This window comes from Aquincola tertiaricarbonis, from assembly GCF_000969605.1.
In the GTDB taxonomy this organism is placed as follows: Bacteria; Pseudomonadota; Gammaproteobacteria; order Burkholderiales; family Burkholderiaceae_C; genus Aquincola; species Aquincola tertiaricarbonis.
Genome location: NZ_JZUE01000006.1, coordinates 160,213 through 174,023 on the forward strand (window position 1 = coordinate 160,213; position 13,811 = coordinate 174,023).

General features: G+C 72.3%; 13 protein-coding genes. 4 read left to right on the plus strand and 9 right to left on the minus strand.

The genetic code is table 11. The features are described from left to right. The first annotated feature begins 10 nt into the window (after positions 1-10). Positions 11-1,951, plus strand: a complete 1,941-nt coding sequence (locus VO99_RS09235) for a DUF885 domain-containing protein (RefSeq protein WP_083440471.1) — start codon at positions 11-13, stop codon at positions 1,949-1,951. A 19-nt stretch (positions 1,952-1,970) separates the two neighbouring features. Here the strand turns inward: VO99_RS09235 and VO99_RS09240 are convergent, their stop codons facing one another. From VO99_RS09240 to VO99_RS09250, 3 genes are all read right to left on the minus strand, one after another. After that, complete coding sequence (locus tag VO99_RS09240; protein ID WP_198156902.1) at positions 1,971-3,065, minus strand: diguanylate cyclase domain-containing protein; 1,095 nt, start codon at positions 3,063-3,065, stop codon at positions 1,971-1,973. Between the two features lie 130 nt (positions 3,066-3,195). Beyond that, the gene (locus VO99_RS09245; protein ID WP_046112547.1) at positions 3,196-3,729 is read right to left on the minus strand and encodes a DUF3016 domain-containing protein; all 534 of its coding nucleotides are present in this window, start codon (positions 3,727-3,729) and stop codon (positions 3,196-3,198) included. A gap of 15 nt (positions 3,730-3,744) precedes the next feature. Beyond that, positions 3,745-5,112: a response regulator gene (locus tag VO99_RS09250; protein ID WP_046112548.1), complete on the minus strand. Its 1,368-nt coding sequence runs from the start codon at positions 5,110-5,112 to the stop codon at positions 3,745-3,747. A gap of 62 nt (positions 5,113-5,174) precedes the next feature. Between VO99_RS09250 and VO99_RS09255 the strand changes: the two genes are divergently transcribed. Continuing rightward, positions 5,175-6,182, plus strand: coding sequence for a hypothetical protein (locus tag VO99_RS09255; protein WP_046112549.1), 1,008 nt, complete (start codon positions 5,175-5,177; stop codon positions 6,180-6,182). A 78-nt stretch (positions 6,183-6,260) separates the two neighbouring features. Next, positions 6,261-6,527, plus strand: coding sequence for an SWIB/MDM2 domain-containing protein (locus VO99_RS09260; RefSeq protein ID WP_046112550.1), 267 nt, complete (start codon positions 6,261-6,263; stop codon positions 6,525-6,527). Between the two features lie 27 nt (positions 6,528-6,554). On the opposite strand, the gene xth is transcribed toward VO99_RS09260, so the two are convergent. Together xth and VO99_RS09270 are read right to left on the minus strand one after the other, a co-directional pair. After that, on the minus strand, positions 6,555-7,337 hold the full coding sequence (xth, locus tag VO99_RS09265; protein ID WP_046112551.1) for an exodeoxyribonuclease III: 783 nt from the start codon (positions 7,335-7,337) through the stop codon (positions 6,555-6,557). A gap of 6 nt (positions 7,338-7,343) precedes the next feature. Beyond that, entirely contained in the window at positions 7,344-8,513 is a 1,170-nt protein-coding gene (locus tag VO99_RS09270; protein ID WP_083440488.1) for a DUF1615 domain-containing protein, read from the minus strand. A 62-nt stretch (positions 8,514-8,575) separates the two neighbouring features. Between VO99_RS09270 and VO99_RS09275 the strand changes: the two genes are divergently transcribed. Further along, entirely contained in the window at positions 8,576-9,418 is an 843-nt protein-coding gene (locus VO99_RS09275) for an alpha/beta hydrolase family protein (RefSeq protein WP_046112553.1), read from the plus strand. A 167-nt stretch (positions 9,419-9,585) separates the two neighbouring features. Here the strand turns inward: VO99_RS09275 and VO99_RS09280 are convergent, their stop codons facing one another. The 4 genes from VO99_RS09280 to VO99_RS09295 form a co-directional block, all read right to left on the minus strand. Beyond that, entirely contained in the window at positions 9,586-9,807 is a 222-nt protein-coding gene (locus tag VO99_RS09280; RefSeq protein WP_046112554.1) for a DUF3606 domain-containing protein, read from the minus strand. A 108-nt stretch (positions 9,808-9,915) separates the two neighbouring features. After that, a complete protein-coding gene (locus VO99_RS09285; protein ID WP_052736215.1) occupies positions 9,916-11,625 on the minus strand; it encodes an EAL domain-containing protein in 1,710 nt (569 codons plus the stop codon). A 390-nt stretch (positions 11,626-12,015) separates the two neighbouring features. Then, complete coding sequence (locus VO99_RS09290; RefSeq protein WP_046112555.1) at positions 12,016-12,837, minus strand: alpha/beta fold hydrolase; 822 nt, start codon at positions 12,835-12,837, stop codon at positions 12,016-12,018. A gap of 149 nt (positions 12,838-12,986) precedes the next feature. Beyond that, entirely contained in the window at positions 12,987-13,781 is a 795-nt protein-coding gene (locus tag VO99_RS09295; RefSeq protein WP_046112556.1) for an IclR family transcriptional regulator, read from the minus strand. Positions 13,782-13,811 lie beyond the last annotated feature (30 nt).

A 13,811-nucleotide genomic window follows, 5' to 3' on the forward strand; every position in this document is an offset into this window, starting at 1 on the left:
AGGAGCCCCGATGACCGCGAACCGCCCCCTGCCCCTTCCTCCGCCCCGGCCGGCGCGCCACCGCCGGCTGCAGGCCGGCCTGTGCAGCGCCGCGGCGCTGTGGCTGGCCGGCTGCGCCAGCGCGCCCCGGCCCGCGGCCGACATCACCGCGCCCCCGCTGCCCGCCACCGTGGATGCGGCCAGCCTGCAGCCCACCGCCCCGCCCTCGCCGGCCGAGGCGGCAGCCCAGGCGGCCGAGGCCGGGCGGCGACTGCGGCTGCTGATGGACGCCAGCGACGAGGCGGCCCTGGCCCGCGCGCCGGTGCTGGCGCTGTACCGCGGCGACACCCGACGCGCGGCGCAGCACGGCCTGTTCGGATCGGCCACCGAGGTGGCCATCGAGCGCGAGGCCGCGCAGACCGACCTGGCCCTGCTGGCCACCGTGCCGCGCGAGCGGCTGACGGCCGACGACCGCGCCATCCACGACACCTTCGAATGGGCGCGGCAGGATGCGCTGGCCGCCCACTCCATGCCGGCGGCGGGCTTCTGGCCACTGCTGATGCTGGACCACTTCAATGGCTGGCATCTCGCCTTTGCCGAGCTGTCCTCCGGCCAGGGCGTGGCACCCTACCGCACGGTGGAAGACTACGAGAACGGCCTGGCACGGCTGGACGGCTTCGTCGCCTGGCTGGACATGGCCGCCGACCGCATGCGCGAAGGCCAGCGCAACGGCATCGTTCTGCCGCGCCTGGTGGCGCAACGGGTGGTGACGCAGTTCGAGCTGCTGGCCGGCCAGGGCGCCATCGACTCGCCCTTCTACGGCCCCATCCGCAGCCTGCCGGCCGCCTTCTCCGCGGCGGACCGGGAGCGCCTGACCCGCCAGTACACCGAGGCCATCGAGGACAGGCTGCGGCCCGCGCTGCAGCGCACGCAGGCCTTCCTGGCGGGCAGCTACCTGGCCAGCGCCCGCGACAGCGTGGGCCTGTGGGCCCTGCCGGGCGGCGCCGACTACTACGCGCAGCTCATCCGTTCCCGCACCACCACCGGCCTGGACGCCCGCACGGTGCACCAGCTGGGGCTGTCGGAGGTGGAGCGCATCCGCGGCCGCATGCAGGCGGTGATGCAGGAAGTGGGCTACGGCGGCACGCTGGCGCAGTTCCTGGAGTGGCTGCGCACCGATGCCCGCTTCGCGCCGGCATCGGCCGAGGCGCTGGCGCAAGGCTATGCCGGGATCGGCCGGCGGGTGGATGCGGCGCTGCCGCGGCTCTTCGATGCGATGCCGCGGACGCCGCTGGCCCTGCGGCCCACGCCCGACTGGCAGGCCGCCACCGCCGCCGGCGGGCACTATGTGCCAGGATCGCTGAGCACCGGCACGCCGGGCGTGTTCTTCTTCAACACCCATGAGCTGCCCAGCCGCCGCACCTGGGAGATGGAGACCCTGTACCTGCACGAGGCCAACCCCGGCCACCACTTCCAGGGCTCGCTGGCGGCGGAGGACGAGCGGCTGCCCAAGCTGCTGCGCTACGAAGGCAACACCGCCTATGCCGAGGGCTGGGCACTGTATGCGGAGAGCCTGGGCCCGGCGCTGGGCCTGTTCACCGATCCATACCAGCGCTTTGGCCACTACGACGCCGAGATGCTGCGCGCACTGCGGCTGGTGGTGGACACCGGCCTGCATGCCTTCGGCTGGAGCCGCGAGCAGGCCATCGACTACATGCTGGCCCACTCGGCCATGTCCCGCATCGATGCCACTGCCGAAGTGGAACGCTACATCGTCAATCCCGGCCAGGCGCTGGCCTACAAGGTGGGTGCGCTCACCATCGCGCAGCTGCGCGAGCGGGCGCAGCAGGCATTGGGACCGCGCTTCGACCTGAAGGCCTTCCATCGCCAGGTGCTGGGCACCGGCGCGCTGCCGATGCTGGTGCTGACGGCCAAGATCGACGCCTGGATCGCGGCGCAGCAGGGCCGCTGACGGCCGCGGCGGCCGCGCTTCACACCGCGGGCGGCAGGTCCACCCGGACCGAGCCGCGGCCGGCCGCCTTGGCCTGGTACATCGCGCGGTCGGCACGCTGCAGCAGCTGGTCCGGCGTGCCGGGCTGCCCGTCGTGCAGGGCGATGCCCACCGACACGCCCACCTGCAGGCAATGCGCATCCAGGGCCACCGGCTCGCTCACCGCGGCCACCAGCCGCTGCGCCAGGGCCACGGCCGGGGCCGCCTCGCGCACGCCCTGCAGCAGCACCGCGAACTCGTCGCCGCCCATGCGGGCCACCAGGGTGGCTTCGCCGGCGGCGTCGCGCAAGCGGGCCGCCACCGCGGCCAGCATGCGGTCGCCCACCGCATGGCCCAGCGAATCGTTGATGGCCTTGAAGCCATCGAGATCCAGGTACATCACCGCCAGGCCGTCCTGGCCGTCGGCGCAGGCCTGCAGCGCCTGCGCCAGCCGCTCCATCAGCACCGCGCGGTTGGCCAGCGCGGTCAGCGCATCGTGGCTGGCCACATGGCGCAGCAGGGCTTCCTGCCGCTTGCGCTCGGTGATGTCGGTGTAGGTGCGCAGCACGCCGCCGCCATCGATGGGCACGCTGCGCACCTCGATCACGCGGCCGTCGGGTCGCAGCCGGTCGTAGCTGTGCGGCTGGTCCAGGATGCCGCCCTGCCGCACGAAGTCCTGCAGCTCGGGCGGGCTGGCCGAGAACTCCTGCACCGACCACTGGTAGGCCAGCACCTCCTCGAAAGGCGGCCGCGCAGCCATCAGCGCCGGCGGCAGGTCCAGCAGCTCGATCGCACGGCGGTTGCACACCTCCACGATGCGCTTGGCGCTGACCATGATCACGCCCTGCTGCATGCGCTCCAGCGCGGCTTCCAGCAGGGCGGACTGCTCGCGCAGCGCCTCGGGCGGGGGCGGCTGCCACAGCTGCAGCCGGCCCATGCCCGGCCAGGGCAGCTCGGTGTCGGGCGCCGGCAGCGCACCGGCGGCGGGGCCCAGGCGCTGCCGCCAGGCCGTGTTGTGCAGCATCACCGTGCCATGGTCGTCACGCAGGCAGGCGGCCACGCCGATCCGGTCCAGGGACGCCAGCACCGATGCCACGAGCGGCTGCTCCAACGACGTGCCCCCTTCCACCCGCCAAGACCTCCGGCTGTGCGCAAAGCCGGCAAGACTAGTGCACCCGGGCGGGCGGCCGCAAGCCGGCGCACAAGCCACTGCGGACCACAGCCTGTTACAGCGGCGGGCGTGCGTCCTGCAGCGTGCGCTGGTACCAGTCGCGCAGCAGCGCCGCCTCGAAGGCATAGCGGCTGGCATCGGCGGCGGCCAGGCGGCGGTCCAGGTAGGCCAGGTCGGACAGCTGCTGCTCGCCCTGGGCCTGCACGCTGCCGCCGCGCAGCAGGCTGTAGCGCAGCTGCAGGCGCGGCCAGGTGGCACCGCGCAGCACCCGCAGCTCGCGCCCGGTGCGCGTGGGCTGCAGCTCGCCGGCCAGGTCCACGTCCAGCAGTTCCAGCGTCAGCTGGTCGCCGGGCTGCAGGCTGCGCTGCACCAGGGGCTGCAGCGCCTGCTCCAGCGCCTGGCGCAGTGCTTCCAGCTCGTCGGCGCCGGGCTGGCGGCGGCCGTGGCCGGCATCGGAAAAGCGCTCGGGCGCCACCAGTCGCAGCGACAGCTGCGGTGCCTCGGGCGGCGCCGCCCGCGCAGCTCCGGTGGTGGCGAGGACGAAGGCCGTCGCCACGAAGGCGACGGTCCGGTGCAGGGTCTGGATCATGGAAACCTCCTTGCGCTAACGGCGCGCCAGCGAGCCCTTGAGCACCCGCACCAGCTCCTGCTGCAGCAACGGCAGGCTGAGCGGCTTGGTGATCAGGCCGGCCATGCCGGCCGCGGCCACGCGATCGTCATCGTACTGGCCGGCGGTGGCCGCCAGGATGGGAAACGGCGCCAGCCGGCCCACGCGCTGCAGCGCCTGCAGCTGCCGCGTCGTCTCGAAGCCGTCCATCGGATGCATGTCGATGTCCATCAGCACCGCCTGCGGCGGCTGGCGTTCGCAGGCCGCGATGGCCTCCAGCCCGCCGGGCACCAGCACCGCATCGAAGCCGGCATGCGCCAGCAGCGCGCCGGCCACGATGCGGGTGGTCTCGTCGTCGTCCACCACCAGCACCTGCGGCACGGCCAGCTGCGGCAGCAGCGTGGGCGGATCGCCCGGCGGACCGTCGCCATGCAACGCCCGCGTGGCCAGCAGCAGCTCGTTGGCCGAGACCGGCACCACATGCAGGTGCAGCTCGGGCCGGTGCTGCTGGCGCACGATGGTGGCGGAGCCCGACAGCACGCCGAACATGCGCTGGGTGCCCGCGGGCAGCGCCTGCCACAGCCGCAGCGCCTCGTCGGCGGTGTCGGCCTGCGACTCCAGCACCACCACGCGCGCGGGCATGGGCTGGCCATCGCCCAAGGCCTGCAGGGCCGCCGTGCAGGACTCGAAGCGGCGGGTCTGCCATCCCAGGCGCTGCAGCCGGGCCGCCAGCGGCGCGCCTGGATGCGGCGGCGCGGCCACCAGCCAGGCCATGGCGCCGCGCGCATCGGCATCGGCCGGCTGCAGCCGGCCCGGCACCACCAGCCGCGCATGGAACATCACATGGTGGGCCCGGCCCTCCGCGCCGTTGAGCAGCCGCGTGCTGTCGCTGCGCAGCCCGGGCAGGCCCCAGGGCCGCTGGCGCCGGTGCACGAAGGCGTCCAGCGCCGCGGTGCCGGCCGGCCATTGCGGAGGTGGCAGCGCATCCGAGCTGGCCAGCCGCAGGTCCAGCTGCAGCAGCCCCGGGTCCTGCGGCAGCGCCTCGGCCGAGGACACCGCCACGATGAAGCCACCCGGCCGCACCGCCTGTGCGAAGCCATGCATCACGCGGTACAGGGTGGCCTGCAGCACCGGCACCTTCACCTGCAGCTGCGTGGGCGGGCAGTCGCAATCGAAATGCACCTGCCAGCCGCGGCGGATGCAATCGGCCACCACCGGCCGCGCAGCCAGCGTGAAGACCTCGCCCCAGTCGATGTCGATGCCCTGTGCCGCGTCAATCCACATGCATGCCGCCCGCCCGCCGGCCGCCACCTGCCGCCATGCGGTCTTGCCGGCAAAGCGCTTGCCCGCCGCGGCATGCGCCATGTCAACAGGGGGGGCCGTGGCGGCGATAGGATGCACCGGACCGCCACTGCAGGAGAGAGCACATGCACACCACCATGCTTCACCGCGGCCAGTGGGCGGCCCGGTGGCCGCTGCCGCTGCTGGCCATGCTGCTGGCGCTGCTGGCCTGCCTGCCGGCGCAGGCCCAGCGCCATGACGAAGGCGACGGCTGGCGCATCCTGCAGGCACGCTACGGCACCGCCGAACGCCATGTGGACGTGACGGACCGCCTGCGCGAACTGGCACGCGAGGACCGCGGCTTCAAGCTCACCAACAAGACCTTCGGCATCGACCCCGACCCCGGCCGCGTGAAGACGCTGCGCATCCACGCCCGCGGCAGCGATGGCCGCACCCGCACCTTCGAATACCGCGAAGGCAGCCAGGTGGACGGCGGCCGGTTCGCCGGCTGGTCGGGCGGCGGCTGGGGCCAGGGCGGCTGGAACGGCGGCTGGAGCGGCGGCGGCTCCGGCGGCCAGCAGGCCGAAGGCGAGTACGAGATCCTGCAGGCCCGCTATGGCACCGCGCGGCGCAACATCGACGTGACCGACCGGCTGCGCGAACTGGCACGCCAGGACCGCAGCTTCAAGATGGGCAACAAGACCTTCGGCACCGATCCCGACCCGGGCCAGGTGAAGACGCTGCGCATCCATGCGCGCTCCGAACGCGGCGGCACCCGCACCTTCGAGTACCGCGAGGGCAGCGTGGTGGACGGTGCGATGTTCTCCGGCTGGAGCGGCGGCGGCTGGGGCAACGGCGGCTGGAACGGCGGCTGGAACGGTGGCTGGGGCGGCGGCAGCGGCGGCGGCCACCAGGCCGGGGAGCTGCAGATCCTCAGCGCCAGCTACGGCGCCGGCAGCCGCCAGGCCGACGTGACGCAGCGGCTGCAGTCCATGGTCAACGGCCGCTTCCTGGAGCTGCCGGTGAGCAACGACGTCTTCGGCTACGACCCCGCGCCAGAGACGCCGAAGATGCTGCGCGTGACCTACCGCGACACCGAAGGCCGCGTGCGCACGGTGACGGCCTCGGAGCGGCAGATCCTGCGCATCCGCTGACGCCGCGTACAGCTTGCAAAACAGGCGCCTGCCGAGCCGGGGTATTCTCTGCAGCCGTTCACTGCACAGAAAGAGACGATGGCCACCGCCGCAAAGAAGACTGGCGCTTTCATGAAGCCCCTGAAGCCCAGCCCCGAACTCGCCAAGATCGTCGGCGACGAACCGCTGGCCCGCACCGAGGTCACCAAGCGGGTGTGGGACTACATCAAGGCCAACAACCTGCAGAACCCGGCCAACAAGCGCAACATCCTGTGCGATGGCGCGCTGAAGGCCGTGATGGGCAAGGACGAGGTCACGATGTTCGAGATGACCGGCCTGGTGGGCAAGCACCTCAGCACCACCTGAAGCCGCCATGCGGCCGCTGCGCGTCGCCTAGCCGTCCGCCAGTTCGATCCAGGCCGGTGCATGGTCGCTGGCCTTCTCGCGGCCGCGCACCGCCTTGTCCACGCCGGCCGCGCGCAGCCGGGCCAGGGCCGGTGCATTGAGCATCAGGTGGTCGATGCGCAGACCCGCATCCCGCTGCCAGCGCTGGCGCAGGTAGTCCCAGAAGGTGTAGAGCGGCGCGTCCGGATGCAGGTGCCTCAGCGCATCCGTCCAGCCTGCCGACTGCATCGCCTGGAAGGCGGCCCGGCTCTCGGGCTGCAGCAGCGCATCCTTCTTCCACGAGCGCGTGGAATAGATGTCGGCCACCGCATCGGTAGGCACCACGTTGTAGTCGCCGGCCAGCACCACCGGCATGCCGTCGCCGCGCAGCGTGGCCGCATGCGCGTTCAGGCGGGCCATCCAGGCCAGCTTGTAGTCGAACTTGGGGCCGGGCTGCGGATTGCCGTTGGGCAGGTACAGCGAAGCCACCACCACGCCCTGCACCTGCGCTTCCAGGTAGCGGCTGTGGGTGTCGGCCTCGTCGCCCGGCAGGCCGCGGCGGATCTCCACCGGCTCGCTGCCACGCGCCAGCAGCGCCACGCCGTTGAAGCCCTTCTGCCCATGCCACAGCACGCCGTAGCCGGCGTCGCGTATGGCCGCTTCGGGGAAGGTGGCGTCGGAGGTCTTGATCTCCTGCAGGCAGGCCACGTCGGGCTTCGATTCCTCCAGCCATTCCAGCAGCCGCGGCAGCCGGCTGTGGATGCCGTTGACGTTGTAGGTGGCGATCTTCATGGTTGTCTAGTCAGGTGATGCGGCGTTGGCGCGCTGCAGGCAGCGGCGGTAGCGCTCATCCACGCGGCGGGCAAACCATTCGGTGGTGAGCTTGCGGGTGATCTTGGGGCTTTGCAGGTCGATGCGCGGCAGCACCGCGCGCGGCAGCGGCTGGCCTTCCAGCTTCTCGGCCAGGGCGAACACCCGCTCCCACAGCCGGCTGCGCTCGAAGTCGGGCGCATCGCCACGCTCCAGGTCGCGGCGGATGGCGGCATGGTTCATGTCCAGCCGGCCGGCCAGCACCCGCGTGGCCAGCTCGGTGCTGCCGGGTCGCTCGTCGGCATCGGCACCATGGCGCACCAGGTCGCCATCCAGCGCCAGCGGAATGCCCGAGGCCTTGCTCACCGCGTTCTGGAAGGCGGCATTGCGGCTGGCATGGCGGCCGGCATTGAAGTCCGCGAAGCGGTACAGCGGCTGCGGATAACTGGCCGGGTAGTCCAGCAGATGGGCGATGCCGAAGTAGAGGCCGCCGCGCCGGCTGAACACCTCGTGCCGGACGCTGCCGGCCATGGGATAGGGATAGGTCCGCTGCTGGGCATGGGCTTCGGCAAAGGCGATGCTCACCTGCATCGGGCCGCCGGTGCGCACCGGGTTGCGCCCGGCCAGGAAGCGCCTGCCGAGCGGCACCATGCCGATGAGGTCCTCGAAGATCTCGCTCAGCTCACGCTCGGTGCGGGCGTTGTCGATGCGCTCGGCGTAGCTCTTGCCGTTGGGCGAATCCACCTGCAGCGCGGCGCGCACCAGCAGCATCGGCACGCCGGCGCGCTCGGCCTGGCGCTCGATCTCCCGCCAGGCGATGCCCGACAGGCCGGCCACCGGCGGATCGGCGCGGTAGCTGGATTCCTGCTCTGTCACGGCCAGGGCCGCGCACAGGTTCGACGGCGTGGCGGGCAGCTCCAGCGCGGCCAGTGCGGCCACCACGTCGGTGGCCCAGCCCTGCGCGCCGGCCAGCTGCGCCGGCAGCAGCTGCACCACCAGCTGCCGCGCCTGCGTGGGCGGCAGGCCGGCTTCGCGCTGCTCCGCAGGCGGCGTGGCGCAGCCGGCCAGCAGGGCCAGGCAAGCCAGCGCGGCCATCGGCGCCGCCAGCCGGGCCGAGCCGCGGCGACGGGATGAACGACATGGGAAGGTCAACTGCATCGGCCCATTCTGTGCCAAGCCCCGCCGCCGGCAGCGGGCGGGCCGATTGCCCTGCCCAGCGCATGACCACGCATCCCAAGGACCCCGCGCGCTGGCGCCAGTGCCTCCAAGGCCGGGCCGGCGTCTTCTCGTACACCGGCGACCCGCGCTTCGCCTACAGCCTGTACGTGCCGCCACACGACCGGCAACAGCCGCCGCCGGGCCTGCTGGTGACGGTGCACCACAGCCTGCGCAACTTCATCGAATGCCGGGACCTGTTCAGCGACTTCGCGCAGCGGCACCGGTTGGTGGTGCTGGCGCCGCTGTTCCCGATCAACGTGCTGGGCGACGGCGAAGCCGATGGCTACAAGTACCTGGTGGAAGGCCCGCTGCGCTACGACCTGCTGCTCGACGGCATGGTGCAGGCGGTGGCCGCGGACACCGGCTGCGACGGCAGCCGCTTCCTGCTGCAAGGCTATTCCGGCGGCGGCCAGTTTGCGCAGCGCTACTTCCTGCTGCATCCGCAGCGGCTGCGCGCCGTGGCCATCGGTGCGCCGGGGCAGGTGACGCTGCTGGACGACCAGGCCGACTGGTGGGCCGGCGTGCGCGACATCGGCGAACGCTTCGGACGGCCGCTGGACCTGGCAGCGCTGCGCCGCGTACCGGTGCAGCTGGTGGTGGGCAGCGAAGACACCCGCACCGACGAAATCGGCCCCGCCCCGCCCAGTCGCTACTGGCGCAGCGAAGAGGAACGCCGGCAGTCGCACCGCGGCGACCGGCTGCGCAAGCTGCAGCAGTCGTACGCCGACGCCGGCATCACTGCAGAGCTGGAGGTGATGCCGGGCGTGCCGCACGGCCATGGCACGACGCCGGCCATCGCGCTGGCGCAGCGGTTCTTTGAGCGGTGTTTGTCGGTGGATGGCTGATGGCATCGGCTTGTCTAGACAGGTTCGTGCCGCTGCCGTAGGTGCTGTTTTTGTTCGCCCGCCACGCGGGGGGCGGTGCCCGGCGGGCGCCGTGCCAGGGCACCTTCATGCGCAGCACCACCGCTCCGACATTTGCGCAGGCGCCGTGCGCAAACACGCGAGCCAAGTCAGCCCTGCCCAGCCGCCTCGATCCGCTCCGCATTGGTGGTGCTGCGCGTACCCTTCAGGTGCATCTCCACATCGGCGGCCTTGTCGCCGACGGCGGCGACGGCTTCCTTCAGCTGTTCCTCGGTGCTGTCGAGCTTCTTGGCCCACTGGGCTACGTCGGCCTCGTCGTCCATGCGGATGCGGGCGGGTTCCTGGCCGTGGTTGGTGTTGTCGTTGGTCATGCGGGTCTCCTGTTCAGCTTGAACCGCATGGTCGCCCGCACACCCGCCGCGGGCCGCCAGACGGCTCCGGCAGGCCACGTAGGAATGCGCCCGCGCGCGCCGGCCTGTCTAGTCGAGCAGCGCCGGCCGGCCGGTGTGCCAGCCCTGCGCATAGTGCACGCCGATCTCCTGCAGCGCGCTGAGGATGTCGGCGTTCTCCACCCATTCGGCCACCGTCTGCAGGCCGCACACCATCGCCACGCGGTGGATGGATTCGACGATGGCGCGGTTCTGCGCATCGGTGTGCATGTCCTTGACGAAGGAGCCGTCGATCTTCACCACGTCGACCGCCAGCTGCCGCAGGTACGAGAAGGACGACAGCCCCACGCCGAAGTCGTCCAGCGCGAAGCGCGCGCCCCGCTTGCGCCAGGCGGCGATGAAGCGGTGGGCCGCCTCCAGGTTGCCGATGGCCGCGGTCTCGGTGATCTCGAAGCACACGCGCCGCGGATCCACGTCATGCGCCTCGAACAGCGCCAGCACGTCGGTGAGGAAGGTGGCATCGCCCAGCGACTGGCCCGACACGTTGATTGCGCAATGCGCCGGCGGCGTGGCCTGCATCCAGGCCAGCGCATGGCGGAACACCCAGCGGTCCAGCTCGCCCATCAGCTGGTAGCGCTCGGCCGCGGGGATGAACAGCGCCGGCGGCACGAGGCGGCCGTCGTCGCCGCGCAGGCGCAGCAGCACCTCGCAATGCGAGGTGCCGGGCAGCGCCGCGCCGGTGCCGACGATGGGCTGGCCATGCAGCTCGAAGCGGTCCTCGGCCAGTGCGCGGCGCAATACCGCCACCCAGTGCATCTCGCCGCGGCGGCCCTCCACCTGGGCATCGGCCTCGGCCGCGAAATGCACGCGGTTGCGGCCCGCCTCCTTGGCCGCGTGGCAGGCCACGTCGGCATCGCTGAGGGCCCGCAGCGCATTGCCGTCGCTGCGCAGCAGCGGCGCGATGCCGATGCTGGCGGTGAGCCGGTGCTCCAGCCCCAGCCACACGAAGCGGTGTGCCGCAATGCGCTCGCGCAGCGCCTCGCAGCGCTGGATGCCGTCCTCCGGACCGCACCGGGCGAGGATGAGGCCGAACTCGTCCGCGCCCAGCCGGGCCACCACGTCGCTGTGGCGGGTGCCGGCCTGCAGCAGGCGGCCGATCTCGGCCAGCAGCGCATCGCCCGCCGCATGGCCCACGGTGTCGTTGATCACCTTGAACTGGTCCAGGTCCAGGTGGCACAGCAGGTCGCCCGGCGCCTGCGCCGGCGGCCGCCCGCCCGGGGCCAGCAGTCGCTCGAACTCGCGTCGGTTCATCAGGCCGGTGAGCGCGTCCTGCCGCAGCTCGCGTTCCACCCGCTCGGCCTGGCGGTGCTGCTCGGTGACGTCATGGGCCACCCACACCATGCCCAGCAGGCCGCCGCCGGCATCCAGGATGGGCGAGGCACTGTGCTGCACCCGGCGCAGGCTGCCATCGGCCCGCAGCAGCAGCACCGGGCCGCCGGCCGCCGATGTGCTGCGCTGCTGCAGGCAGGCCAGCACCGGCGAAGGCAGCGGCAGCCGGTCGTCGGTGGACAGCAGCGCCACCGCGTCGGCGAAGGGGCAGCCGCACAGGCTGCCCGCGGCCACCCCCAGCAGCGCATGCGCAGGCGGGTTCATGCTGTCGATGCGGCCCTGGGCGTCGGTGGTGATGACCGCGTCGCTGAGCGACTGCAGCGTCACCCGCAGCCGCTCGGTCTGGGCCTGCAGCTGTGCGTGGCGCAGGGCCAGCTGGGCGGCGCTGTCCTCGGCCTGCCGGCGCGGCACGCAGCGCGCGCTCGTGCCGGCGCGTGGCCTCGGCACTGAACAGCGTGATGCTGGTGACGGACTCCTGCCCGGGCTTGGCAGGCTGCACGCGGGCATGGGCCAGCACCGGCATGCCACGGCCGTCCGGCGCGCGGAAGTCGAACGAGATCTCATGCGCGAAGCCCTGCAGCTGCAGCAGCGGCGTGTAGTGCGTCTCGTGGAAGATGCGGCTGCCCGGCGAGAGCACGTCCTGCAGCCGCAGCCGGCCCTCGATCTCGGCCAGCGGCCGGCCGCACCACTGCGCCACCAGCGCATTGGCACGCAGGATGAGGCCGTTGTCGGCGGTGTAGAGGTGGCCGCACTGCGCGCTGTCGGGCAGCAGCGGCAGCAGCGCTTCGGCCGCGGGCGCGCTCACCGCGCCGCCGTGGTGGCGGGCAGGCGGTCGACGAAGCCCCGCAGCGCGGCGGTGGTTTCCTCGGGCGCGCTCAGGTGCGGGCAATGGCCGGTGGCACGCAGCCGCAGCAGCTCGCCGCGCGGCAGCTGCTCAAGCAGGTAGTCGCCCACCGCCAGCGGGGCCAGCGCATCGTCGGCGCACTGCAGCACCAGGCAGGGCGGCTGCACATGGGCCAGGTCGGCGCGGTGGTCGGCCAGGAAGGTGACCCGCGCGAAGTGGCGCGCCACCGCCGGATTGCCGGCGCAGAAGCTGTTGGCCAGCGCGTGGCCCAGCTCGGGGCGGTCCGCGTTGCCCATGATCACCGGCGCCATCATGCGGGCCCAGGAGAAGTAGTTGCTGTCCAGCGTGTCCAGCAGCTCGTCGATGTCGTCGGCCTCGAAGCCGCCCTGGTAGCCCGGGTGATTCAGGTAGCAGGGATTGGGCGCCACCAGCGCCAGCGCGCTGAACAGCTCCGGCCGCAGCCGCGCCGCCAGCACGCCGATCATGGTGCTGACCGAATGTGCCACCAGCACCGGCCGGTGCAGGCCGGCGGCTTCGCACACCCCGATCAGGTCCTGCGCATGGCCCAGCAGCGTGCCGTGGCGCTGCGTGTCATAGGCCGCCGGATCAGCGCCGCCGGAGCCGGCGTAATCGAACAGCAGCACCTCGTGGTCGGCCTCGAGGGCCGGGGCCACCTGGCGCCACACCTGCTGGTCGCAGCCGTAGCCATGGGCAAAGACGATGGCACGGGGATGTCCGGCATTCAGCCGGCGGACGTTGTGGCGATCGAGGACGTTCATTGCCCGCTGCTATCGGCCCGCGGCGCAGCGTATTGAGGGTGCAGGGGCGCCCCTGTGGCATCGAGCGCAGCCGGGGGCTTGCAGCCCCTGCTTCGGTTACACCACCCCGGCAAATACTGCCGAAGCGACGTCCTGCACCGGCAATTTGCTCAGGCGCTGCGGCGCTGCGCACGCGCCAGCATCGGCGAGGCCTTGCTGGCGGCCATCACGTCCTGCGCGGTGGCCAGCAGGGCCGGGGCCAGCGCCTCCATGCGGGCTTCGGTCAGGCGCACCAGCGGGCCGGCGATGGTGATGACGCCGATGGCTGGGCCGCCCGGCGCGCGCACCGGTGCGGCCATGGCGGACATGCCGGGCGCAAACATCTCCACGATGGTGCTGTAGCCCTGCCGGCGCGCGGTGCGCAGGCAGGCCAGCAGCGCCTTGACGGTGGTGGGTGCGCGGGGGCCGAACTGCTCGGGCTGGCCAAAGCCCTGGCGCGCCACGCGCTCCAGCGCCTCTTCGTCGCTGAGCGTGGACAGCAGCGCATGGCCGGCCGCGCTGCACGACAGCTGGACCGCCAGGCCCATGTCGGGGTCGTAGCGCAGGCCGCGGGTGGCGCCCTGCGCCTTGGCCACGAACACCAGGTCCTCGCCGTCCACCACGCCCATGCGCACCAACTCGCCCGACTCATGCGCCAGGCCGTCCAGCAGCGGCTGGGCCACGTCCACCACGCCGGAATTGCTGAGGAAGCTCAGGCCCAGCGACACCAGTTTGACGGTCAGGGTGTAGTCGCCATGGTCGCGCTCCTGGCGCACATAACCGTACTCGGCCAGCTCGGCCAGCAGCCGGTGGGTGACGCTGAGCGGTATGCCCAACTCGGTGGCGATGAAGGACAGCGAACACCCTCCGGGATGCGCAGCCAGCGTCTCCAGCACGTTGAAGCTTCTTTGAAGTTTTGAACTCATCTGTAACAGGCCGCCGGGGGCCTTGTGGGG

What these genes read in the sequence shown, in the direction of transcription:
- VO99_RS09270 (WP_083440488.1), bottom strand. Translation starts at nt 8,513, where the DNA reads ATGCAGTTGACCTTCCCATGTCGTTCATCCCGTCGCCGCGGCTCGGCC.
- VO99_RS09280 (WP_046112554.1), bottom strand. Translation starts at nt 9,807, where the DNA reads ATGACCAACGACAACACCAACCACGGCCAGGAACCCGCCCGCATCCGC.
- VO99_RS09255 (WP_046112549.1), top strand. Translation starts at nt 5,175, where the DNA reads ATGCACACCACCATGCTTCACCGCGGCCAGTGGGCGGCCCGGTGGCCG.
- VO99_RS09275 (WP_046112553.1), top strand. Translation starts at nt 8,576, where the DNA reads ATGACCACGCATCCCAAGGACCCCGCGCGCTGGCGCCAGTGCCTCCAA.
- VO99_RS09235 (WP_083440471.1), top strand. Translation starts at nt 11, where the DNA reads ATGACCGCGAACCGCCCCCTGCCCCTTCCTCCGCCCCGGCCGGCGCGC.
- VO99_RS09245 (WP_046112547.1), bottom strand. Translation starts at nt 3,729, where the DNA reads ATGATCCAGACCCTGCACCGGACCGTCGCCTTCGTGGCGACGGCCTTC.
- xth (WP_046112551.1), bottom strand. Translation starts at nt 7,337, where the DNA reads ATGAAGATCGCCACCTACAACGTCAACGGCATCCACAGCCGGCTGCCG.
- VO99_RS09260 (WP_046112550.1), top strand. Translation starts at nt 6,261, where the DNA reads ATGGCCACCGCCGCAAAGAAGACTGGCGCTTTCATGAAGCCCCTGAAG.
- VO99_RS09290 (WP_046112555.1), bottom strand. Translation starts at nt 12,837, where the DNA reads ATGAACGTCCTCGATCGCCACAACGTCCGCCGGCTGAATGCCGGACAT.
- VO99_RS09295 (WP_046112556.1), bottom strand. Translation starts at nt 13,781, where the DNA reads ATGAGTTCAAAACTTCAAAGAAGCTTCAACGTGCTGGAGACGCTGGCT.
- VO99_RS09250 (WP_046112548.1), bottom strand. Translation starts at nt 5,112, where the DNA reads ATGGCGCATGCCGCGGCGGGCAAGCGCTTTGCCGGCAAGACCGCATGG.